This is a genomic window from Achromobacter sp. SX5 (genome assembly GCF_056711425.1).
On sequence record NZ_CM160041.1, the window covers coordinates 1,684,322 to 1,704,746 of the forward strand.

The 20,425-nt window shown below is 67.0% G+C and carries 24 protein-coding genes; 14 read left to right on the forward strand and 10 right to left on the reverse strand.

Features of this window, described 5'->3' with window-relative positions:
* Positions 1–315: 315 nt before the first annotated feature.
* The 10 genes from AC1M14_RS07965 (at position 316) to AC1M14_RS08010 (ending at position 8,685) form a co-directional block, all read left to right on the forward strand.
* The gene (locus AC1M14_RS07965) at positions 316–951 is read left to right on the forward strand and encodes an arylsulfatase (protein ID WP_479731356.1); all 636 of its coding nucleotides are present in this window, start codon (positions 316–318) and stop codon (positions 949–951) included.
* A 236-nt stretch (positions 952–1,187) separates the two neighbouring features.
* Positions 1,188–2,108: an SMP-30/gluconolactonase/LRE family protein gene (locus AC1M14_RS07970; protein ID WP_479731357.1), complete on the forward strand. Its 921-nt coding sequence runs from the start codon at positions 1,188–1,190 to the stop codon at positions 2,106–2,108.
* Positions 2,105–3,076 carry a YncE family protein gene (locus AC1M14_RS07975; protein WP_111824563.1) on the forward strand — a complete coding sequence of 324 codons (972 nt, stop codon included), beginning with the start codon at positions 2,105–2,107 and terminating at the stop codon, positions 3,074–3,076. The genes AC1M14_RS07970 and AC1M14_RS07975 overlap by 4 nt, the downstream gene beginning before the upstream one ends.
* Positions 3,077–3,108: 32 nt before the next feature.
* A complete protein-coding gene (locus AC1M14_RS07980) occupies positions 3,109–3,858 on the forward strand; it encodes a cytochrome b561 domain-containing protein (protein ID WP_479731358.1) in 750 nt (249 codons plus the stop codon).
* A gap of 15 nt (positions 3,859–3,873) precedes the next feature.
* Complete coding sequence (locus AC1M14_RS07985) at positions 3,874–4,968, forward strand: ABC transporter ATP-binding protein (RefSeq protein ID WP_479731359.1); 1,095 nt, start codon at positions 3,874–3,876, stop codon at positions 4,966–4,968.
* A gap of 42 nt (positions 4,969–5,010) precedes the next feature.
* Complete coding sequence (locus tag AC1M14_RS07990) at positions 5,011–6,342, forward strand: extracellular solute-binding protein (protein WP_479731360.1); 1,332 nt, start codon at positions 5,011–5,013, stop codon at positions 6,340–6,342.
* Positions 6,343–6,349: 7 nt separating this feature from the next.
* Entirely contained in the window at positions 6,350–7,225 is an 876-nt protein-coding gene (locus AC1M14_RS07995; RefSeq protein WP_479731361.1) for a carbohydrate ABC transporter permease, read from the forward strand.
* 8 nt (positions 7,226–7,233) lie between these two features.
* Entirely contained in the window at positions 7,234–8,058 is an 825-nt protein-coding gene (locus tag AC1M14_RS08000) for a carbohydrate ABC transporter permease (protein WP_479731362.1), read from the forward strand.
* Between the two features lie 97 nt (positions 8,059–8,155).
* On the forward strand, positions 8,156–8,425 hold the full coding sequence (locus AC1M14_RS08005; protein WP_168202089.1) for a hypothetical protein: 270 nt from the start codon (positions 8,156–8,158) through the stop codon (positions 8,423–8,425).
* A gap of 20 nt (positions 8,426–8,445) precedes the next feature.
* Positions 8,446–8,685 (forward strand): hypothetical protein, encoded by a 240-nt coding sequence (locus AC1M14_RS08010; protein ID WP_479731363.1) that lies wholly within the window; start codon positions 8,446–8,448, stop codon positions 8,683–8,685.
* A 501-nt stretch (positions 8,686–9,186) separates the two neighbouring features.
* Here AC1M14_RS08010 and AC1M14_RS08015 read toward each other — a convergent pair.
* From AC1M14_RS08015 to AC1M14_RS08045, 7 genes are all read right to left on the reverse strand, one after another.
* Positions 9,187–10,152 carry a Bug family tripartite tricarboxylate transporter substrate binding protein gene (locus tag AC1M14_RS08015; RefSeq protein ID WP_102772859.1) on the reverse strand — a complete coding sequence of 322 codons (966 nt, stop codon included), beginning with the start codon at positions 10,150–10,152 and terminating at the stop codon, positions 9,187–9,189.
* Between the two features lie 61 nt (positions 10,153–10,213).
* On the reverse strand, positions 10,214–11,392 hold the full coding sequence (locus AC1M14_RS08020; RefSeq protein ID WP_479731364.1) for a CaiB/BaiF CoA transferase family protein: 1,179 nt from the start codon (positions 11,390–11,392) through the stop codon (positions 10,214–10,216).
* A gap of 9 nt (positions 11,393–11,401) precedes the next feature.
* A complete protein-coding gene (locus tag AC1M14_RS08025) occupies positions 11,402–12,340 on the reverse strand; it encodes a hydroxymethylglutaryl-CoA lyase (protein WP_479731365.1) in 939 nt (312 codons plus the stop codon).
* Positions 12,341–12,461: 121 nt separating this feature from the next.
* Positions 12,462–13,364, reverse strand: a complete 903-nt coding sequence (locus AC1M14_RS08030) for a LysR family transcriptional regulator (protein ID WP_111824569.1) — start codon at positions 13,362–13,364, stop codon at positions 12,462–12,464.
* Positions 13,361–13,789 (reverse strand): VOC family protein, encoded by a 429-nt coding sequence (locus AC1M14_RS08035; RefSeq protein WP_209166879.1) that lies wholly within the window; start codon positions 13,787–13,789, stop codon positions 13,361–13,363. Before AC1M14_RS08035 ends, AC1M14_RS08030 begins: the two co-directional genes overlap by 4 nt.
* Before the next feature lie 30 nt (positions 13,790–13,819).
* Positions 13,820–14,062, reverse strand: a complete 243-nt coding sequence (locus tag AC1M14_RS08040; protein ID WP_146196881.1) for a hypothetical protein — start codon at positions 14,060–14,062, stop codon at positions 13,820–13,822.
* A gap of 78 nt (positions 14,063–14,140) precedes the next feature.
* Positions 14,141–14,839, reverse strand: a complete 699-nt coding sequence (locus tag AC1M14_RS08045) for a DUF3313 domain-containing protein (RefSeq protein WP_102772557.1) — start codon at positions 14,837–14,839, stop codon at positions 14,141–14,143.
* A gap of 204 nt (positions 14,840–15,043) precedes the next feature.
* On the opposite strand from AC1M14_RS08045, the gene AC1M14_RS08050 reads away from it, so the two are divergent.
* Entirely contained in the window at positions 15,044–15,673 is a 630-nt protein-coding gene (locus AC1M14_RS08050) for an FMN-binding negative transcriptional regulator (protein WP_479731366.1), read from the forward strand.
* Here AC1M14_RS08050 and AC1M14_RS08055 read toward each other — a convergent pair.
* On the reverse strand, positions 15,633–16,892 hold the full coding sequence (locus AC1M14_RS08055; RefSeq protein WP_111824571.1) for an MFS transporter: 1,260 nt from the start codon (positions 16,890–16,892) through the stop codon (positions 15,633–15,635). The two genes, AC1M14_RS08050 and AC1M14_RS08055, sit on opposite strands and share 41 nt — an antisense overlap.
* A gap of 85 nt (positions 16,893–16,977) precedes the next feature.
* Between AC1M14_RS08055 and AC1M14_RS08060 the strand changes: the two genes are divergently transcribed.
* The 3 genes from AC1M14_RS08060 (at position 16,978) to AC1M14_RS08070 (ending at position 18,995) form a co-directional block, all read left to right on the forward strand.
* The gene (locus AC1M14_RS08060) at positions 16,978–17,712 is read left to right on the forward strand and encodes an ArsR/SmtB family transcription factor (protein ID WP_479731367.1); all 735 of its coding nucleotides are present in this window, start codon (positions 16,978–16,980) and stop codon (positions 17,710–17,712) included.
* 124 nt (positions 17,713–17,836) lie between these two features.
* On the forward strand, positions 17,837–18,487 hold the full coding sequence (locus tag AC1M14_RS08065; RefSeq protein ID WP_111824573.1) for an N-acetyltransferase: 651 nt from the start codon (positions 17,837–17,839) through the stop codon (positions 18,485–18,487).
* A 235-nt stretch (positions 18,488–18,722) separates the two neighbouring features.
* The gene (locus AC1M14_RS08070) at positions 18,723–18,995 is read left to right on the forward strand and encodes a hypothetical protein (protein WP_102772552.1); all 273 of its coding nucleotides are present in this window, start codon (positions 18,723–18,725) and stop codon (positions 18,993–18,995) included.
* Here AC1M14_RS08070 and AC1M14_RS08075 read toward each other — a convergent pair.
* Together AC1M14_RS08075 and AC1M14_RS08080 are read right to left on the reverse strand one after the other, a co-directional pair.
* Entirely contained in the window at positions 18,992–19,756 is a 765-nt protein-coding gene (locus tag AC1M14_RS08075) for a DUF1828 domain-containing protein (RefSeq protein WP_479731368.1), read from the reverse strand. The genes AC1M14_RS08070 and AC1M14_RS08075 overlap by 4 nt on opposite strands.
* Complete coding sequence (locus AC1M14_RS08080; protein WP_102772550.1) at positions 19,753–20,289, reverse strand: hypothetical protein; 537 nt, start codon at positions 20,287–20,289, stop codon at positions 19,753–19,755. Before AC1M14_RS08080 ends, AC1M14_RS08075 begins: the two co-directional genes overlap by 4 nt.
* Between the last annotated feature and the right edge of the window lie 136 nt (positions 20,290–20,425).

Here is a 20,425-nt window from a genome sequence, read left to right on the forward strand (position 1 = left end):
GCCGGCGCAGAGGCGCGCGTAGCTCTGGAGTCGGCGGCATCGTCGCTCGCTGATCCTCACCAACACAAACGCTTCTTTCCGACATATATGTCCGCCTTCGGGCGGTCGTTTCTAATTATGGAGGCGGCGGTAGCGGTGCTGATAATTGGGGTTTATCGCGCCCAGTCGGTCCCGCAAGGCGCCTTGGGCTATTTCGTCCTGTACGAGATCCATAGAGGGGGAGAACTGCCGATACCAGTATTACCTATGGCCTTGTTATAGGACGGAGCCAATAGAACAATCCACTTCGAACTTTACTTCGAATGGATAGGCCGTATGAGAATCTCGTTTTTGCACACCATCGACACTAGCGAAGCCGTCTTCGGACTCGCGGCGATGAAAGCCGGTTGGTCATCGGATCAAATTCGTCATGCGACTCGCGAGGATCTGCGGCAGGCATTGGCGCAACAGTCGGCGCCAAACTGTGGCGCGCACGGCCGGGTCCACGAAGCGGTGCGGAGTTTGATGGCCGAGGCCGACGCGGTAATCGTGACGTGCGCGACGCTCGGCCCCGCAATCGACACGATGGGAGAAACCTCCGTTCCCATCATCCGGGCAGATGCGGCCCTGGCCAAAGCGGCGTCGCGCGCCGGCAGAAACCTCGTCGTGCTCTGTGCGGTCGAATCGAGCGTTGCGCCGAACCGAGCGCTCTTCGAGCTCCATGCGGCTGCCACCGGCGCTAGTGTGACTGTTCGCTTGATACCCAACGCCTGGGCGCTCTACCAAGAAGGCGAAACAGCAGCATGCATGGCGGCATGTGCGCAAGCGGCGGATGAAGCGTATGCCCAAGGCTTTGATGTCGTGGCGTACGCTCATCCATGGATGGCTGAGTCTGTGGAATTGATGAGAAGCAAGTGCCGACCGATCCACGGCGTACAAGCGGCGCTGGACGCTGTGACTGATGCGCACTAACCCCCACAACGTCCGCCAATGCAACGGGCCGCCCTAGGGCGGCCTGTATTGATTGTGGCGCTGGTCTCGTGCGGCTCTGCCATCCCCTCGCAGCGCGGACGTTATCGACGTAGGCGATCTGATCTGATTTCCGGCGCGCTGCGCAAAATCCCCGCCTCAATACTTCTGATTTCCGACCGGACGCCGCACCGCGGGCTCTAGAGTGATTCCCGACCTAAACGGACCGGGGAATCGCCATGACCAAACTGGAAATCTACGACCACCGCGCGCTGGCGCTGGTGCCTCCCGACGCCGTGCTTGAAGTCCTGGCCACAGGCTGCACCTGGAGCGAGGGGCCGGTCTGGATGCAGGAGGATGGCAGCGTGCTGTGGAGCGATATTCCGAAGAACCGCATGATGCGCTGGCATCCCGACGGCGGCGGGCGCGTGTGGCGCCAGCCGGCGGATTTCGTCAATGGCCATACGCGTGAGGCGGGCGGGTCGCTGCTGCATTGTTCGCACGGCCGGCGCGCCGTTCTGCGTACGCGCTTCGGGCCCGACCTGGCGCCGCTGGGTAATGAAATCGTGGTCGACCGCTACGAAGGAAAGCGGCTCAATTCGCCCAACGACGTGGTGGTCAAATCGGACGGAACCATCTGGTTCACGGATCCCCCCTACGGCATTCTCTCCAACCATGAGGGATACAAAGCAGATTCCGAGTTGGGAGACAACTTCGTGTTCCGGTTCGATCCGGCAAGCGCCATTCTGGAAGTCGTCAGCGACTTCGTCGAGGAACCCAATGGCCTGGCTTTTTCGCCGGACGAGTCGGTGCTCTATGTGTCCGACACCTCGGCTGCGCTGCGCACCGATGGCGGCGGCAATCATCACATCGTGGCCTTCGACGTCGCCGGTGGCCGCCGCCTGCAAAACCCCAGGGTGTTCGCGCAGGTCGACCCGGGCGTGCCCGATGGTTTGCGGGTCGACATGCAGGGATGGGTCTACACCAGCAGCGGCGACAGCGTCCAGGTCTACGGCGCCGACGGAAGGCGGCTGGCAAAGATTCCGGTGCCGGAGAAGGTCGGCAACGTGGCGTTTGGCGGGGCGGGGATGAACCAGCTGTTCATTTGCGCCAGTACTTCGTTGTATCGCATCACCCTGAACACCAAGGGAATTCCATGAAGACGAAGCGCAAACACGGCGGGGCGGAACATCGGGCCGTTGGGCGGGAGGTCCTGCTGCTGGTCGAGAAATGCAGCCACTGCTTCAGCACCTATGACCTGGCCACGGGCGAGCGCATCGCCTCCGTCGCGCTGCCCGACTATCCGCACGAATTCGTCATCGACAGCCATTGCCGCTACGCCTATGTCGGCCACTATGGGGTGGAGCATTCCGGCGTGGCCGGCCCTGGCGGGCATTCGGTGTTCCAGATCGACATCCGCGCGTCCGAACTGGTGCGCACCATCGATCTATCTCCCTACAACCGGCTGCACGGCCTGCAGATCGACGCGCAGGACCGCCTGTACGCGCTCAGCGAGGAACGCTCCACGCTCTTGGTGCTGGACACGCCGCAGACGGACGCCGCGCCCAGGCGGGCGGTGGGCAGCGGCGGGGTCAAGAGCCATCTGCTGGCGCTGTCCCGCGACGGGCAGACGGCCTATTGCATGAACCTGCTGTCGCATACGGTCGCCAAGGTGCGTCCCTGGGACCCGCTGGCCGCGCCGGTGCTGTGCCAGCCCGGCGAAAAGCCCGAGGGCTGCTGTCTCAGCGCGGACGAGCAGACGCTCTATGTGACGAACCGCTGGAGCAATACGCTGGCGGCGATCGACACCGCCTCGATGACGGTCAAGCGCGAGGCGCCGTCCAGGAACGATCCCACACGCCTGTACCGCTATCGCGACGGCCGCATGCTCGTCACCAACTACGGCGAGCGCAGCCTGTCCATCGTCGATCCGGACACCTTGCAGGAACTGGCGCACGTGCCGACCGAAGCGCGCGCCATCGCCTTGTCCTTTCATCCGTCCAGGCCGCTGGCCTATGTCTCGCTGGACGACGACAGGGTGGGGCTCTTCAACCTGGAAACCCGCGCGTTCGAAAGCTATATCGCCACGCAGCGCGAACCCGACGTGTCCAGGGTCGTGTACCTGTAGGGGGCGGCGGGACCCGGGAGGAGCGTGTCGCGATGACCAAGTCTATTTGGGCCTGGCTGATGATGCCGCTGTCCGGGTCGGCCACGCACAGCATCGCGGATTGGGCCGCCTGGCATGCGCGGCTGATGGTGCTGGCCTGGGGCATCCTGTTTCCGGTGGGCGCTTTCGCGGCGCGCTTCTACAAGGTATCGGCGCATCAGGACTGGCCCAGGCAGCTGGACAACAAAGCCTGGTGGCTGGCGCATCGCGCGATCCAGAGCCTTGCCGTGGCGACCATGACGGCGGGTCTGCTCCTGGCCTCCGGTTCGGGCCGGGGCGAGAGCGCGGCCGCGGCGGTGCACGGCTGGCTCGGTTGGCTGCTGTGCGCGGCGGGGTGGCTGCAGGTGGCGGCCGGCCTGTTGCGCGGCAGCAAGGGCGGGCCTACCGACGTCCGGATGCGCGGCGACCACTACGACATGAGCCGCTGGCGGCTTGGCTTCGAACGCCTGCACAAGGCGGGCGGCTGGCTGGCCATCGTGGTCGCGGTGCCGACCATCGCGATCGGGCTGGCGGTGGCGGACGCGCCGCGCTGGATGGCGCTGGTGCTGGCGTGCTGGTGGGCCGCGCTGGTCGTCTGGTTCTGCCGGATGCAGCGGCAGGGGCGCTGCATGGACACTTACCAGGCCATCTGGGGGCCGGACGAGCGCCATCCCGGCAACCGGATCGCGCCCGTGGGCTGGGGCGTGCGGCGCTACTCGGCGCAATCCTGGCTGGAGCGGCCGGGCCGCTGCAAGAAACACTGACGGCGAGGTGGCGGCATGCCTGGGCTCGAACTGAACAATGTGGTCAAGCGTTATGGCGACGTGACCGTCGTGCAGCAGATGAATCTGTCGGTCCATGAGGGCGAGTTCATGGTGCTGCTGGGCGAGTCGGGCTGCGGCAAGAGCACGACGCTGAGGATGATCGCCGGCCTGGAGGAGGTCTCCGAAGGCGAGATCCGCATAGGCGGGCGCGCGGTGACCCATCTGGCGCCCCGCGACCGGGACATCGCGATGGTGTTCCAGAACTATGCGCTGTATCCGCACATGAGCGCGGGCGAGAACATGTCGTTCTCGCTGCGCCTGGCCCGCCAGCCCGCGGCGGAGGTCCAGGTCCGGGTGCAGGAGGCCGCCAGGATCCTGAACATCGAGCATCTGCTCGACCGCAAGCCCAAGGCGCTGTCGGGCGGCCAGCGCCAGCGCGTGGCCATCGGCCGGGCCATCGTGCGCGAGCCGCAGGTGTTCCTGTTCGACGAACCGCTGTCCAACCTGGACGCCAAGCTGCGCGGGCACATGCGGGCGGAACTGGCCATCCTGCACCGGCGACTGGGCAAGACCACCGTGTACGTGACCCACGACCAGACCGAGGCCATGACCCTGGCCACGCGCATCGCGATATTCGACCGCGGCCAGATACGGCAGGTGGATACGCCGGCCGAGGTGTTTTCCCGGCCGGCGAATCTGTTCGTCGCGGGTTTCATCGGCATGCCCACCATGAATTTCTTCAACGCGCGCGCCAGTGTCGAAGACGGCCGGATGCTGTTGCGCGGCGAAGGCTTCGCCTGGCCCGCGCCGCAATGGCTGGCGGCGGCCGCGCCGCGGCCGGACCAGGCGCTGACCCTGGGACTGCGGCCGCAAAGTCTGCGCGCCGCGGCCGGCGGACCGGCGCCGCTGAACGTGCTGGTCGACGTGGTCGAGTACCTGGGCACCGAGAGCCTGGTGACCGGGCACATGAATACCCCGGGCGGGCAGCGCGTGTCGGCAGTCTTGCCCGGCAACGCGAAAGCGCAGTTGCAGCAGGCGCTGGCGCTGCAATTCAGCGACGAAGACCTGCACGTATTCGATACCGACAGCGGCCTCAGCCTGCGCGGCTAGAAAGGGCCCATTGCATTTCTTTCCACCTATCAGGAGACAAGCATGAAGCGACGCGATTTCATGAAAAGCAGCGCCATTGCCGTATTCGGCGCCAGCCTGCCGTTGAGCGGCGCGATGGCGCAGAACCGTTACGCCAAGTACGCGGGGCAGACGGTGGTGTTCAGCATTCCGGCGCACCCGCACTATGACGCCATGCTCAAGATCCTGCCGCGGTTCACCAAGGAGACGGGCATCAAGGTCGAGACCGACCGGCTGGCCATGGGCCGCATGAAGGAAAAGCAGCTGCTGGAGATGGCCAAGGCCCAGGGCGACTACGACCTGGGCTGCTATGTGGTGATGTGGAAGGGCGAGTACGTGTCCAAGGACCTGATCCATCCGCTGGACCCGTTCTTCCAGAACGCGGCGCTGGTCGATCCCGCCTACGACATTCATGACATCGTCCCGATCTACCTGGAGAACCTGGGCCTGGTGGGCGGCCCCAAGGGCTATCTGGCCGGGCCGGGCGCCAAGCTCTATGGCCTGCCCTATGGCGCGGAGACGTCGGTGCTGGCCTACCGCCGCGATCTTTTCTCCAAGCATGACCTCAAGCCGCCGGCCAATTACGACGAGTTCCGCGCCTTGCTGCCGCTGGTCAGGCAAAAGACCGGCATCGGCGCGCTGGCCTCGCGCGGGCAGGCGGGCCACCAGGCGGTGCACGCATGGCTGCTGCACCTGAACCCGCTGGGCGGCAGCGTGTTCGACGACGAATGGCATCCACGCTTCAACGACGAAGCGGGCCTGGCAGCGCTGAAGTTCCTGCAGGAAGTCGTGGCCACCGGCCCGGCGGGCATTCCCGGCTATGGCCAGGGCGAAAGCAACACCGCCTTCCTGCAGGGCCAGGCGGCCATGTACCTGGATTCCACGCTGCTGGCCGGCCTGGTCAACGACCCGGCCAAGTCCCGCGTGGCCGGCAAGGTGGGCTGGGCGCTGCATCCCATGGGCACGCGCCGCGCCTCGCAGTCCGGCGGCCTGGGCCTGGCCGTGGCCAAAAACGCCAGGAATGCCGACGCCGCCTTCCTGCTCATGCAGTGGCTGACTTCCAAGGCACAGGACAAGGCGGTCACGGCCGCCGGCGGCGTGCCCATCCGCAATTCGACCCTGGGCGACGCGGAACTGATGCGCAAGTATCCGGAGTTCGTCATCTTCAAGGAGGCGCTCAAGTACTCGAACCCGGACTGGCGGCCCATCATCGCGGTCTGGGACAAGATCAACGTGCAGGCGCTGGGCGTGGGCATATCCGAGGCCCTGACGGGCAAGAAGACCGCGCAGGCCGCGCTGGACGACATGGTGCCGCAGGTCACGCAGATCATGCGCGAAGCCGGCTACAAGGTCTGAGGCCCGCATGCGCACTTCCTCCTGGGCGCCTGTCCTGTACCTGGGGCCGGCGGTCGCGGTGATGGCGGCGGCCTGCCTGTATCCGGTGATCTCGGCGTTTCAGCTGGGGTTGCACGACTGGAGCATGGGCACGCCCTGGAGCGAGGCGCGCTGGACCGGCCTGGACAATTTCGTTTCGGCGTTTTCCAACGCCCGGGTGTGGTCTTCGCTGTGGACCACGCTGCTGTTCGCGGCGGTATGCGTCAGCGCCGAAATGGCGCTGGGCATCGCGCTGGCCCTGGCGCTGGAGCGGCCGGTGCGGGGCACGGCCGTGTTCCGCACGCTTTTCATCCTGCCCATGATGATCGCGCCGGTGGCGGTGGGGCTGGTGTGGCGCTACATCTTCGACGCGCAGTTCGGCCCGGTCAACGCGGCGCTGGCGCTGCTGCGGATCGCGCCCGTGGCGTGGCTGGCCGAGCCGGCGCTGGCCTTCATCGCCATCGTGGTGGCCGACATCTGGCAATGGACGCCGTTCGTTTTCATCATGATGGTCGCGGCGGTGGCCAACGTGGACGCCGCCGTCATCGAGGCCGCGCGCCTGGACGGGGCGCGCTGGTGGCAGATGACCTTCCGGGTCAAGCTGCCCATGATTTCACACGTGATCGCCATCACCCTGATGATGCGGCTGATCGACGCCTTCCGGGTGCTGGAAGTGGTGTACGTGCTGACCTTCGGCGGCCCGGGGGACTCCACCGAGATTCTTGCGCTGCACATCTACAAGACGGCCTTCGTCGGGCAGCAGCTGGGCGTGGCCGCGGCCATTTCCGTGCTGCTGCTCGTGGTGGTGGCCGTGCTGTCCTGGTGCGCGCTGCGCCTGTCCAATCCCTTGAAAGCGGACCGCTGACGCCCGCCATGAACCGATCCGTATTCCCGCGCTGTCTGCACTATGCGACGCTCGTCGTGCTGGCGGCGCTGTGCGTGGCGCCGATCGCCATCATCTTCGCCACCAGCCTGCGCCAGCAGGTGGACATCTTCGCCGAACCGCTGAACTTCATTTTCGCGCCCACGCTGGAGAACTACCGCGCCGTGCTGGAGGAAGAGCGCTTTTCCCGCTACCTGGCCAACAGCCTGATCGTGGGCCTGGCGTCGACCTCCATCACGCTGCTGCTGGGCTGTATGGCGGCTTATGGGCTGGCGCGTCTTCGCTTCCGCGGCCGCGCCACGGTGGCTTATGTCACCTTGCTGCTGCGCACGGTGCCGCTGGCGGTGCTGGCGATTCCGGTATTCATGATCTGGAACGCCTGGCATCTGGTGGACAGTCTGGCCGGACTGGTGCTGCTGTACGTGGCGGTCAACCTGCCTTTCACCATCTGGCTGCTGTACGGGTTCGTGCTGCAGGTGCCGGTGGAGCTGGAGGAGGCCGCCGCCATCGACGGCTGCGGCCCGGTCCGCGTGTTCGTCAAGGTGATCCTGCCGCTGATGGCGCCGGGGCTGGCCGCGGCCTCCATCTTCACGTTCCGGATCGCCTGGAACGAGTTCATCCTGGCTTTGGTGCTCAGCGGCCGGCAGACGCGCACGCTGCCGGTGGCCGCCTCGCTCTACATTACCGACATCGGGGTGGACTGGGGACGGGTCATGGCCATGGGCGGGCTGATCGCCATCCCGCCGCTCATTTTCACGTTCGTGGCCGCGCGCCAGATCATCACCGGGCTGACGGCGGGCGCGGTCAAGGGCTAGCCAGCTGCCAGCTCGCCGCCCGGGCCGGCCGGTATTTGGAGCTGCCTCGGCGGGCTTGCTATAAAGACGGCTGCAGGATTTTTGCAGGGGTAGTCCAATGTCAGTTCAATCCATGGGCCGCTACGGCGCCGCGCTGTGCCTGGCCATGCTGGTTTCCGGGTGTTCGATGTTCGGTTCGGACAAGCCGCAGGCGCAGTCGCAGCGGCAGACCTCCAGCGCGTCCAAGGTCACCGCCGAGTGCAAGGCGAACCGCAAAAAATGCCTGTACGAGGGCGCCTACGAATCCGGCGAGCGCGATTATGCGGAAGACGAAGCCAGGCGCCTGAACCTGGCCGAAGTCGAACGGCTGCGGCGCATGGGCCGCTGAGCGCGCCACAGGAGCCGGACATGGACGACGTGCTGGCGGACGGCAATTACCGGGGCTGGTCCTACGTGATCTGCGCCACGCGGTCCGGCGCCCAGGCCGAGTGGACGGTGTACATCGAGGGCATCGCCGACCCTGCCGGCGATCCGCGCCAGGACATGGCCGACGTGGGCGGCAGCTTCGCGAGCAGCGACGAGGCCATCGCCACCGCGCACTCTTTCATGCACAGCTTTATCGACGCGGCGCAGGGGCAGGACGACTAGCGCGCGAAACAAAAACCCGCTGGGTTTCAGCGGGTCTGGTGCTGCTAGCCTTCGTGCCTGCTTTTCTTCCTGCGTCGGTTGGCGGCTCGGAGTATTTCTCCTGATTCGAGCCGGTACACGCCGTCACCTTCCATGGCCACTGCGCCGCCGGTGGACAGGCGGCAGACCAGGACGGTGGATGCATCGGCGTCGGGACCTGTCGTGGGCTGCTGAACGAGATGCCTCTCGATCCGATACTGGACTCCCGCTGCGGAGACCGCGATCACATCCTCCAATCGTCTGCACGATATTGACATGATGACCCTCCCTCGCGCCATCTTGAAACCGATGGCGCCGGAGTCATCGTCACAACAGGGTCCGGTGCTGTCAATGCCGCAATCCCGCATTCCAACGGGCTTGCGGCGGGCCTTCCCAGGGAGCTTCGTGCATACGCACGAGCCGGGGCATGCATCTGGGCTAGGGCGTTTCTAGCCCGGATTCGCGCTTGAAAACCGGCGCGGCCTATTCCAGTTTCACTTTGGCGGCTTCGACGACCGCGCGCCATTTCTTGTGGTCGGCGGCGATGGTCTGCGAGAACTGCGCCGGCGTGGTCGGCATGGCGGTGGCGCCCTGCGCCGCCAGGGCGTTCTGCACATCCTGCAGCGCAAGAATATTGTTCAGCTCCTTGTTCAGCGTCTGGATGATGGGGGCGGGCGTATTGGCCGGCGCGAGCAGGCCATACCAGACGCGCACGTCGAAGTCGGGATAGCCGAGCTCGGCCACGGTGGGCACGTCGGGCATGGCGGCGCTGCGCTTGAGCGAAGTCACGGCCAGCGGCACGGCCGAGCCGGCCTTGATCTGCGGCGCGGCCGAGGGAATGGAGGTGAAGATCACGGGCACCTGGCCGCCCAGCAGGTCGGCCATCGCCGGGCCGGACCCTTTGTAGGGCACGTGGACCAGCTTGATGCCAGCGTCCAGTTGCAGCAGTTCGGCGGCCAGGTGGGTGATGGTGCCGGCGCCGGGCGATCCGTAATTGATGGTGTTGGGCGCCTTCCGCGCGGCTTCGATGAGCTGCTTGAGGGACTGGTAGGGGCCGTTTTTGGCCGCCACCACCACCAGCGGCGCTTCGCCCACGATGCCGATGGGCGCGAAATCCTTGAGCGGATCGTAGGACAGCTTGCTGTAGAGCGAAGGCGCCACCGCCAGGTTGTCGACCTGGCCCATGACGATCTCGTAGCCGTCGGGCTTGGCGCGGGCGGCGGTGCCGATGCCGATGGTGCCGCCTGCGCCCGGACGGTTCTCGGCGACGACGTTCCATTTGACCGAATCCGACAGCTTGGCGGCCACGGTGCGCGACAGGAAGTCGGTGCCTCCGCCGGGCGTGAACGGCACGATGATCCGTATGGGCTGGCTGGGATACGGGTCCGCCGCGGCGGCGGGGGCGCAGGCGGCGAGCGTGCAGGCCGAGAACATCAAGGCTCGTAGCATCATGGTTCTAGTCTCCATTACCTCTTGGTGGGACGCGTCCGGTCGTGATCGCCGGACGTCGCTAGATGGCGCCGGCGGCGCGCAACTCCTGAATCCGGGATTCGGGCAGGCCCAGCCCGCGCAGCACCTCGTCGGTGTCCGCGCCCAATGGCGGCGCGGGGCTGCGCGCCCGGCACGGCGCCTGCGCGAACTTGATCGGAAAGCCCAGCATGCGCACCTGCTGGCCGTCCGGGTGCGGGACGTCGATGGCCATTTCCTGGTCGGCGACCTGCGGATCGTCGAAGACTTCGCGCAGGTTCAGCACCTGCCCGCAGGGCACGCCGTACTGGTTGAGGCGTTCTATCCAGTAGCGGCTGCTTTGCTGGCGGGTGCGGGCCTCGATCGCGGCCTTGATGGAGGCGCGGTTCCGCATGCGGTCGGCGTTGGTCCGGAACTCGGGGCGCGAGCGCAGCGACTGCAGCTCCAGCGCGTCCAGGAACTTCTCGTACATGGCGTCGTTGGACGGCGCGATCGCGACCTGGCCATCGGCGGTCTCGAACAGGCCGTAGGGCGCGACGATGCCATGGTCGTTGCCGGTGCGCGGCGGCAGTTCGCCGCTGGCGAAGTAGTTGGCCGCCTGGAAGCTGAGCAGGCCGATCATGCTGGACATCAGGCTGACGCTGATGGCGTCGCCGCGGCCGGTGCGCTCGCGGCGCAGCAGCGCGGCCAGCACGCCCAGCGCGCCGTTCATGCCCGCGACCAGGTCGCTGACCGGCGGGCCGGCGCGCATGGGTGGATCGTTTTCGCCGCCGTTCAGGCTCATGAAGCCGCTCATCGCCTGGGCGATGAAGTCGAAGGCGGGGCGGTCGCGGTAGGGGCCGGACGTGCCGAAGCCGTTGATGCTGCAATGGATGAGGTCGGGACGCAGCGCCTGCAGGGCGGCGGCGCCGAAGCCCATTTTCTCCATGATGCCGGGGCGGTAGTTTTCGACCAGTACGTCGCAGCTCGGGATCAGCCGGCGCAGGATGCTCTTGCCTTCCTCGGTGTACAGGTTGAGGGTGACCGATTTCTTGTTGCGGTTGTAGTTGGCGAAGTACCAGCTCAGGCCGTCGCGGATCACGCCCTGGGCGCGCACCGGATCGCCTCCGCCGGGCGATTCGATCTTGATGACTTCGGCCCCCATGTCGGCCAGGATGGAGGTGCAGTAGGGACCCGAGATGATGCGCGTCAGGTCCAGGACGCGGATTCCGGTCAGCGGCATGCGGGCTCCTCAACCGATGGCGCCGGCCGCGGCGCCGTAGTCGTGCAGATGCAGCCGCGGACCGGCCTTCATGAGCTGCCCGGGCAGTTGCCGCCCGACCACCCGTTCCAGCCGCCGCGCCACCTCGATCAGCGCGCGCAGGTCGATGCCGCTGTCCACGCCCATTTCGTCGAGCAGGTAGACCAGGTCTTCGGTGCAGATGTTGCCCGTGGCGCCGGGCGCGAACGGGCAGCCGCCCAGGCCGCCCAGCGAGGACTCATACGACGTCACGCCCGCGCGCAGCCCTTCGGCCACGTTAACCAGGCCGATGCCGCGCGTGTTGTGGAAGTGCAGCGAGATCGCCACGTCGGGATGCGCGTCGCGCAACGCCTCGACCGTGCGGCGCACCAGCCGGGGCGTGGCCATGCCGGTGGTGTCGCCCAGGGTGACCGCATCGAAGCCCAGCCGGGCGAAGTGGCCGAAGATGCTCTTGACGCGCGCCAGGTCCACGTCGCCTTCGAACGGACAGCCGAAGGCCACGGCGATGGCGCCCTTGCGGCGGATCGGCCGGTCCTGCAGGGCTTCGGCGATTTCCTCGATGTCGCGCAGCGACTGCGCGATGGGGCGGTTCAGGTTCTTGGTGTTGTGGCTTTCGGTGGCCGACACGAACACGACGATCTCGTCGGCCTGCGATTGCAGCGCGTTCTGCACGCCCTTGAGATTGGGCGCCAGCGCGCCCAGCACCACGCCCGGGCGCTTGCGGACCTGCGCCAGCAGTTCGCGGGCGTCGCGCAGTTGCGGGACCGCGCGCGGCGAGACGAAAGAGGTCGCCTCGAAGTGCCTGACGCCCGCGTCGATCAGCGCGTTCAGTATCTCCGCCTTGGTTTCGGTGGGCACGAATTCGGGCTCGATCTGCAGCCCGTCGCGCATGCCGACTTCGACGATTTCAACCCGGTCTGGAAGGCTCACGGCGTTTGTCTCCTGGTATCCGTTCCATTGATTGCCGCCCATATTCAGGGATGGGCGGGCGCCGGACAATTCGCGAATATTCAGCGGGCCATCGCGCAACGCGATGGCTCGGGCCGGGGCGCTACCGCCGCGCCGCGGCTTCGGCGATCAGGTGGTCGAGCAGCAGGCGGGCGGCGCCGGACAGCGATTCATTGCTGCGCACGCACAGCTTCAGCTGGCGCCGCGCCCAGGCGTCGGTCAGCGTAATCATGCGCAGTTCGTCGCAGGCGTATGCGGACAGCGCCTTGACGGGCACGATGCCGATGCCGAGTTCGGCGCGCACCATGGACACCAGCGCGTCGTAGGACGTGACCTGGAAGCGCAGCCGCAGCCTGCGGTTGATGGCGGCGGCCTCGCGCGTGAACAGGTAGTTGGCCGCGCTGCCGCGGTGCATGCCGACGTGGTCGTAATCCAGCGTGTCGGCGAACGCGACCCGCTCGTGCCGCGCCAGCGGGTGCCCGGCGGGCGCCACCAGCGCCATGACGTCGCGGTGGTAGGGGTAGATGTCCAGGCCGCTTTCGTCGTCGGACTGTGTGTAGACGCCGATGTCGGCGGCGTTCTCGGCGACGGCGCGCGTCACGCCGGCGCTGATGGATTCCTCCAGGTCGATCTGCACCTGGGGATGCCGCAGCATGAAGCGGCGCAGCTCCATGGGCAGGAACTGGGCGATGGAAGACAGGTTGGCCGCCACCCGCACCCGGCCGCGCAGGCCGGCCGAGTAATCGCGGATTTCGTCGGCCAGGTCCTGTGTCTGGTGCAGCAGCATGCGCGCCCGCCGCGCCAGCGCATGCGCGGCGCTGGTGGGCGCGACGCCGCGCGCATGGCGCTGGAACAGCGGCACGTCGAGTGTGCGTTCGAGTTCGGAAAGGCGCTTGGACAGGGCAGACGGCGCGATATGCTCGCGCGCCGCGGCGGCCGCGATGCTGCCTTCTTCCAGCACGGCCAGGAACACCTGCAGGGAATACAGGTCCAGGCGAGGGTTCATGCGGGCGCTTGCGCTTCCCAGGCCGGATTCCAGACGACTTCCCAGACGTGGCCGTCGGGGTCCTGGAAGTAGCCGGCGTAGCCGCCCCAGAAGGTGTCCTGGGCGGCTTTGAGGATATGGGCGCCGGCGGCCCGCGCCCGGGCCATGACGCGATCGACTTCCTCGCGCGAGCCTACGTTGTGGCCCAGCGTCAGATCGGTCGGCGCCGCCGCGCTGCGAGGCAGGCCGGTGTCGTGCGCGATGCTGCTGCGCGGCCACAGCGCCAGCCGCAGGCCGGGCTGCATGTCGATGAACACGACCGCGCCGTGCTCGAACTCCTGTCCGATGATGCCCGGCGTGGGCAGGCCCAGCCCGTCGCGGTAGAAGCGCAGGGCGGCGTCGAGATCGTCGACGCCGAGAGTGATGACGCTGATGCTGGGGCGCATGGCATCTCCTTGGCTGGGCGCGCCGGCGCGTCAGGAACGGGCCCGGCGGACGGCGGCCTCTTTCTTGGCGCGCGGCTTGGACGCGGTTTTGGCGGGTTGATCCGGGGCGTCGAATTCCTGTTTGTTGCGTTCGCCGCGCGGGGTGTTTTCGGGATGGGGTTTGGGAAAAGCCCAGGGCTTGGTTTTCTGAACCATTGCATGTACTCCTTGCACAGGCGGAACAGTAGCATTAGCCGCGGCCATGGGTAACTGAGGGTTGACGTCAATATTCATTACATCGCGATGCGGGAAGGAAAAAATACGATCGATTCGACCCTATCCCGCATGCGATTGTTCCCGGCGCCTGCCGGCTTACGCGGCGTCCTCGGGCAGTCCTTCCTGGCGGATGCGTTCGAACTGTTCGCGCACCCGGCGCGCCCACTCATCGACGGCGCTGCGCATGTCGTCCACGGTCGGCTCGTGGTCGGCCGGCAGATTGGCGCCGGTCACCGTTCCCACCGAAGCGATCAGCAGTTCGTTGCTGCCGGCGTCGCGTACCGTGGCCTCGACCAGCAGGCGCACCGATTGGTCGCGGAATCCGGCCGCCTTGACGCCCTGGCCGATCAGAAAGCCGATGGGGATGTACTCCATGGCGCGCGGATCGCGATCGTTCCTGAAGGTGCCGGTAATGGCCGCGCGCACGCGCATCGCGCGCGGCGCGGGCGTATCCAGCAGTCGATAGCCGGCCTGCGAGAATTCGCGCCGCAGCGCTTCGTTCACATAAGCCAGCGCGCGCTCGCGCAGGGCCGGGTCGCTGCTCAGCTTCAGATCGTCGGGCCGGTCGCCCTGGATGTATTCCACTTTTTCAAGAATGAGTTTCTTGTCGTACTGGCTGCTCAGCGCCGGACCCGGACGCACCCAGACCCGGCCGGCGCTCCATTCGGGATCCTCGCGCATTTGCTGCTGGCTGGCGCCCAGCGAGGTGGAATAGTCCTGGGCGTCAGGCAGGTTGGTGCAGCCGGCCAGCCCGACGGCCGTGCAACAGGCGGCAATGGTAAGGCGGATATTCATGTTTCTTTTTTTCCAGAATAGACAAATGCCTGGTGCGCAAAGGGACGCTTGGCTGCGTCTTTATTGCGTAGTGGGCGGGCAATTATTACTTGCCTTAGCGCAAAAACAGGCGTGGCTCCATTGCAAAACACTTTTGTGGCGTTAGATGTGGGGCCACGATGGTGCTATGTTGCCGTTTCCCCCATTCCTCCTACTGAGCGCACCATGTACCTGCCGTCCGCCTTCAAGGAAACGTCGCTCGACGTCCAGCACGATTTCATCCGCGCCCATCCGCTGGGCGTGCTGACCACGGCGGGCGAGGGCGGCTTGATGGCCAACCACATTCCCTGTCTGCTCTATTCCGAAGGGCCTTGCGGCGTGTTGCGCCTGCATATGGCGCGCGCCAATCCGCAGCTGTCCGACCTGGCCGCGGCGCGCGAATGCATGGTCGTGTTCCATGGCCCGCAGGCCTATGTTTCGCCGTCCTGGTATCCCAGCAAGGCCGAGACGCACAAGGTCGTGCCGACCTGGAATTTCGTCGCCGTGCATGCCTGGGGCACGCCGGTCATCCAGGACGATCCGGCCTGGCTGCGGGCCCAGCTCGACGCGCTCACCGACAGCCAGGAGCGGGGCCGCGCGCAGCCCTGGCGCGTGGACGACGCGCCGGCGGATTTCATCGCCGCGCAGATGCGCGCCATCGTCGGCGTGGAGATCCGCCTTTCGCGCACCGAAGGCAAGTGGAAGCTCAGCCAGAACCGCACGCCGGCCGACCGCCAGGGCGTGGCGCAAGGCCTGGCGCAGGACGGCCTGGAACTCATGGCCGGACTGGTTGCGCGCGCCGGCCGGCCGGACTGAGCCGCCCGAGCGCGAAGCAGGCGATGGCCGCGGCCTGCAGGCAGGCCGCCACGGCCAGGAACCAGACCAGCGGATAGGCGGCCTGCGCCGAAAGCGCGCGCAGCACGCCGAACAGCGCAGGCGCGAATGCATAGGCGCCTTGCGCCATCGCCACGATCAGCGGCACCACGCGCTGCGCGTCCTCGCGCGAGAATTCGGCCTGGGCGATCAAGGGCGGCAGCGACGTGGCGTTGCCGATGCCCGAGCCGAACAGCAGCACGCCCAGCCACACGGCCCACAGGTGCTGGCCGGCCAGCATCAGGATCAGCGAACCGCAGATCTGGATGGCGTAGGCCAGGCAGGCCACCTTGCGGCGGTCGGCGCCGGCGGGCATCAGCCATCCCACCAGCGTGCGTCCCGCGATCGCGGCGGCCGTGGCCAGGCCCATCGCCACGCCGGCCGTCTGCGCGCCCAGCAAGGGCGCCAGCAGCGACAGCAGGTGCGCGATCAGCCCGATCTGCGCGAACAGGCCCAGCGCCATGCCCGCGGCCAGCGTCAGGAACGCGCGGTCGCGCCACAGGTCGGGCACCGGCGCGATCGGCGCGGCTGCGGCCTGCGCCTGGCCCTGCGATGCGGCGCCATCGGGCTGCTGGCCGAGTTGCTGCGGCGTGACGGCGAACACTTTGCGCGACAGCACCGCGATGATGGCCACCATCGCCAGGCCCACCCACAAGGCGGCCTGCGCGAAACCGGCATGGGCGATCAGGTAGACCCACAAGGGAGAGAACACGATGCCGCCGACGCTGGCGCCGTTGTAGGCCATGCCCAGCGCCGCGGGCCGGCGCCGGACGAACCAGGGCGCGATCAGCGCATTGACCGCGGCGGCGCCCAGCGTCACCCAGCCCATGCCGCTGAACAAGGCCGACGCATACAGCTGCCACGGCCGCGCCGCGACCGCCCAGCCGGCCACGCCCAGGGCCAGCAGCACGGCGCCGCCCAGCGTCACCGCCGGCACGCCATGGCGCTTGTACAGGCGCGGCAGGTTGGCCACCACCAGCGTGCCGCAAAGAAAGTGCAGGGTCACCGCGCCGGACACGAGCGCGACGCCCCATCCGGTGCGCTGCGCCACGGCATGCAGGAACACGGGCGGGCCGTAGAAGCCGACGCCCCAGCCGAAGACCGCCAGCACGAACGTGGCGCAAAGAACGGTCCAGCCGAAGAATGCCTTGGGTTTGCTCATGGGTATCCGGCGAGGCCGGCTGTCTTGTTGAAGGAACTCGCAGTATGCTTGAGCCTGCACACGATACTTTGGCCTATAGCGAATCATGGAATCCACGTTCGCCGACATCAATCTCTCCGCGGTGGCCGGCGCCATCGCCGACCCGGCGCGCGCGCGCATGCTGTGCGCGCTGCTCGACGGCCGCGCCCGCACGGCGACCGAGCTGGCGGCGCTGGCCGACATCGGCGCGTCCACCGCCAGCAGCCATTTTCAGCGCCTGCGCGAGCAGGGGCTGGTGGAAATGGCGGTGCAGGGCAAGCACCGCTATTTCCGCCTGGCAAGCGGCGAGGTCGGCCACGCGCTGGAAGCGCTGCTGGTGGTGGCCGGCGCGGAGCGCGCGCCGTTCAAGCCCAACACGCCTTCGGCGCTGCGCGAGGCGCGCACCTGCTATGACCATATGGCCGGCACGCTGGCCGTGCGCATCCACGACGCGATGCTGGCGCGGCGCTGGCTGGAGGCCGACGGCCGCGACTACGCGCTCACGCCGCTGGGCGAGGCCGCGCTGGCGCAGATCGGCGTGGACGTGGCGCAGGCGCGCCAGCGCCGCCGCCGTTTCGCCTGCCCCTGCCTGGACTGGAGCGAACGCCGCTCGCACCTGGGCGGCGCGCTGGGCGCGGCCCTGCTGGACGCGCTGCTGCGGCGCGGCTGGATCGACAAGGACCTGGATTCCCGGGCACTGGGCGTCACGAAAAAGGGCGAACGCCAGTTCCCCGCTTTCTTCGGCAAGCCCGAGGCCGATGGCGGCGCATGGACGCAGGGAACGCGCGATGTCGCCGCGTAGCCGCGTCCGGTCCGCCGCACATTCCGCCGCCCGTTTCAGGCGGCGCATTGAACACAACCATTCCAAGCCGCGAATGCGGCTTTTTTTTCGTCAACCCCGACTTTGATCTGTACAGGAGGTGGCCTTGCCTACGCTGGCGCTGCACGCGCTTCGTCATGCCATGAACATCGTGACGGAGCTGCGCATCGACGTTAACCATTCCCCCCGCGAGGTGGACAACGAACTCGATGCCATACACAACCGGATGAATCGTCCTTTGGATCGCCTGCATGCCTTGCCGGAGGTCAAGACCGACATCCCTGGCATCGTGCTTCGCTATCGCGAAGCCGACGGCGAGTACTACGTGTATGTGGTGGACCTGCAGCGCGACCGGGTGGCCGGCTACACGGTGTTCAACCGCCTGATCGAAGTGGGCCGGCGCGCCGACCCCTACGTGCGGGCGCCGCACTCCAAGTACGCCGAGCCCTACCAGGGCATGGGGCTGGCCACGGCGGTCTATCGCTGGGGGCTGGACGCCGGCCTGTGCATCATGAGCGGGGCGCGCCAGTCCACCGGCGCCCACCGGCTGTGGATGCGCCTGGCGCGCGACTACGAACTGGGCTACGTGGACCTGCGGCGCAAGCGCCTGAGCTACCTGGGCAGGCAGGTGCCCGAGGCCGTGCTGCAGGACCTGCATACCCGCATGGTGCTGCTGGGCAGGGGCTGGACGCTGCCGGATTACATGCGCGCGACGGGCATGGCCTCGTGTATTGGTGTGGATATGCAACAGGTTTAGGGAAATCCCCGTGCCGCGGCTTCCGGGCGTGCGCCAGCGCGCCCGCGCATCGGCGCGCAGCCCGCGTCAGGACTGGTCCTAGGTCCGACGCGGCGCTCATGCAAGCCGGCTTTTCACGGCCGGGCGCCAGGTTCCGTGGCGCAACAGTGTTTCAATTTTCTGCCGGAGTTACAAAACATATCTGAACTGTCATGGACAGCCGGAGTATGCTGGATCGCAGATAGAGGGATCCGAAGTGCATCAGAACAACTTGATCTACAAGGGATACCGGCTGACGGCCAAAGTGTCCCGGGGCGCCGGCGCAGAGGTCGAAGCGCCGCCCAACAGCCCCGTATTCATTGCGTCGGTGACGGTGGTCCAGGCAGGCGCCGTGCTCGAAGGCGGCGACGAATATCCGGTTCCGTGTTTCGCCGACGGCGGTTTCGTCTTCAGTCCGCGCGAAGCCGTGCATGCGGCCATTCTGCATGGCCGCGAAATCGTCGACGGCCTGACCGGCACGCCGTCCTAGCTGGAAAAGACCTCGCGCCAGTCGCGCGTCTTGGCCAGGGTGTGCACCGTGGCCGATTGTTCGAGTATGGTCACCGCCTTCTTGAACTCGTCGGCCGAAGCGCCGTCCTCCAGAATCACCATGCGCGAGTTGCGGGCGTCGGCCATCTTCACGTCAGACATCTTGCCGTGGGTCTGGTAGACCTGCGTCCAATCCATTTTCTTGCCGGCCTTCAGCGCGATCGGCTCGATGTACGTCAGCGCCGTGCTGCCAGGGGCCCGCACCCCGAAGGCGAAATCCGCGGGATGGCCGCTGCTGCCCTTGGCGCGCGCGCCCTTGACCAGCCGGTTCGCGCCCAGCGCCTGCGCCAGCGTCCGGCCCACCTGCGCGCGAAAGCGCAGCTGGCTGAACTTGGGCATCCATTTGGCGCACTGGAACGACAGCGCCATGGCCAGCTTCACCGCGTCCCACAAGGCTTCCTGCAGCTGCTCGTTGGGACCGGACGCGACGATGGCGCCGCTGTCGTCGAAATGCGCCAGGCTGACGCCGGGCGTTTCGTTCAGCAGGTCGATGCGCTTGGCCGCCAGCTCGATGCCGTAGCTGGACGCGTGCATCGCGGTCTCACAGGCATCGGTCAGGTAGAACGAGGACTCGTCGGGATGCGCGATGAAGAACGCCGCATGCTGTCCGTCCAGGCCCAGCGTCATGGGCGATACGGCGCGGATGGCGTGCTCGCCGGCCGGCAGGACTGTCCAGCCGGAGGCTTCCAGAAAATTGCTCATAGAATCAGTTCGATTTGGCGGCCTTTGAGGGGATGCGCGAAACCGCCGGTCAGCGTCAGGTTCGCCCGCGGCAGGAAGTGCTGCATCAGCGCGGCGATGGTGTGCAGCGCGGGCACGACCGGTTCGGCATAGCCTTCGCCCTCGTCCACCCAGATGTGTTCGTGGCTGCGCTCGGCAAGCGGCTTGCGGAACTGCGGCCGGCCTTCGCCCACCAGGCTGGTGTGGAAGGAGTCATCGGTGTCCACGCCGTACACGCGGTGCGGGCCCACGAAGAGGCTGGCGCAGAAGGCCTCGGGCAGGAAGATGGTGGCCTGCCCGTGCACCGCGGTGCGCGCGCCGCGGTAGGTCGTGCGGAAAATCACGTCTTCGCGCACTTCCCCCTTGATCCGGCAGGGGCTGGCGAATTCCATCCAGCGGATTTCGTTGGCGGCGGGCTTGGCGATCCAGGCGATCGGTTTTACGGTTTCCTTGGGTTCGGCAAGGATCTCTTGCACCTCATCGACGGTGATTAACGGTTCGAACTTCTTGGCCATGGAACGGATCTAGGGTCTGGAAAATGCGCGCGCCAGCCGGGTGCGGCGCGCAGCTGCGCGCGCGACACGGCGAGGGGGCGTAATCTTACAAGATCGCGACAGCGACCATGCGCGGGCTGTATGGATATACAGCCGC

What these genes read in the sequence shown, in the direction of transcription:
- AC1M14_RS07965 (WP_479731356.1), top strand. Translation starts at nt 316, where the DNA reads ATGAGAATCTCGTTTTTGCACACCATCGACACTAGCGAAGCCGTCTTC.
- AC1M14_RS07970 (WP_479731357.1), top strand. Translation starts at nt 1,188, where the DNA reads ATGACCAAACTGGAAATCTACGACCACCGCGCGCTGGCGCTGGTGCCT.
- AC1M14_RS07975 (WP_111824563.1), top strand. Translation starts at nt 2,105, where the DNA reads ATGAAGACGAAGCGCAAACACGGCGGGGCGGAACATCGGGCCGTTGGG.
- AC1M14_RS07980 (WP_479731358.1), top strand. Translation starts at nt 3,109, where the DNA reads ATGACCAAGTCTATTTGGGCCTGGCTGATGATGCCGCTGTCCGGGTCG.
- AC1M14_RS07985 (WP_479731359.1), top strand. Translation starts at nt 3,874, where the DNA reads ATGCCTGGGCTCGAACTGAACAATGTGGTCAAGCGTTATGGCGACGTG.
- AC1M14_RS07990 (WP_479731360.1), top strand. Translation starts at nt 5,011, where the DNA reads ATGAAGCGACGCGATTTCATGAAAAGCAGCGCCATTGCCGTATTCGGC.
- AC1M14_RS07995 (WP_479731361.1), top strand. Translation starts at nt 6,350, where the DNA reads ATGCGCACTTCCTCCTGGGCGCCTGTCCTGTACCTGGGGCCGGCGGTC.
- AC1M14_RS08000 (WP_479731362.1), top strand. Translation starts at nt 7,234, where the DNA reads ATGAACCGATCCGTATTCCCGCGCTGTCTGCACTATGCGACGCTCGTC.
- AC1M14_RS08005 (WP_168202089.1), top strand. Translation starts at nt 8,156, where the DNA reads ATGTCAGTTCAATCCATGGGCCGCTACGGCGCCGCGCTGTGCCTGGCC.
- AC1M14_RS08010 (WP_479731363.1), top strand. Translation starts at nt 8,446, where the DNA reads ATGGACGACGTGCTGGCGGACGGCAATTACCGGGGCTGGTCCTACGTG.
- AC1M14_RS08015 (WP_102772859.1), bottom strand. Translation starts at nt 10,152, where the DNA reads ATGCTACGAGCCTTGATGTTCTCGGCCTGCACGCTCGCCGCCTGCGCC.
- AC1M14_RS08020 (WP_479731364.1), bottom strand. Translation starts at nt 11,392, where the DNA reads ATGCCGCTGACCGGAATCCGCGTCCTGGACCTGACGCGCATCATCTCG.
- AC1M14_RS08030 (WP_111824569.1), bottom strand. Translation starts at nt 13,364, where the DNA reads ATGAACCCTCGCCTGGACCTGTATTCCCTGCAGGTGTTCCTGGCCGTG.
- AC1M14_RS08035 (WP_209166879.1), bottom strand. Translation starts at nt 13,789, where the DNA reads ATGCGCCCCAGCATCAGCGTCATCACTCTCGGCGTCGACGATCTCGAC.
- AC1M14_RS08040 (WP_146196881.1), bottom strand. Translation starts at nt 14,062, where the DNA reads ATGAATATTGACGTCAACCCTCAGTTACCCATGGCCGCGGCTAATGCT.
- AC1M14_RS08045 (WP_102772557.1), bottom strand. Translation starts at nt 14,839, where the DNA reads ATGAATATCCGCCTTACCATTGCCGCCTGTTGCACGGCCGTCGGGCTG.
- AC1M14_RS08050 (WP_479731366.1), top strand. Translation starts at nt 15,044, where the DNA reads ATGTACCTGCCGTCCGCCTTCAAGGAAACGTCGCTCGACGTCCAGCAC.
- AC1M14_RS08055 (WP_111824571.1), bottom strand. Translation starts at nt 16,892, where the DNA reads ATGAGCAAACCCAAGGCATTCTTCGGCTGGACCGTTCTTTGCGCCACG.
- AC1M14_RS08060 (WP_479731367.1), top strand. Translation starts at nt 16,978, where the DNA reads ATGGAATCCACGTTCGCCGACATCAATCTCTCCGCGGTGGCCGGCGCC.
- AC1M14_RS08075 (WP_479731368.1), bottom strand. Translation starts at nt 19,756, where the DNA reads ATGAGCAATTTTCTGGAAGCCTCCGGCTGGACAGTCCTGCCGGCCGGC.
- AC1M14_RS08080 (WP_102772550.1), bottom strand. Translation starts at nt 20,289, where the DNA reads ATGGCCAAGAAGTTCGAACCGTTAATCACCGTCGATGAGGTGCAAGAG.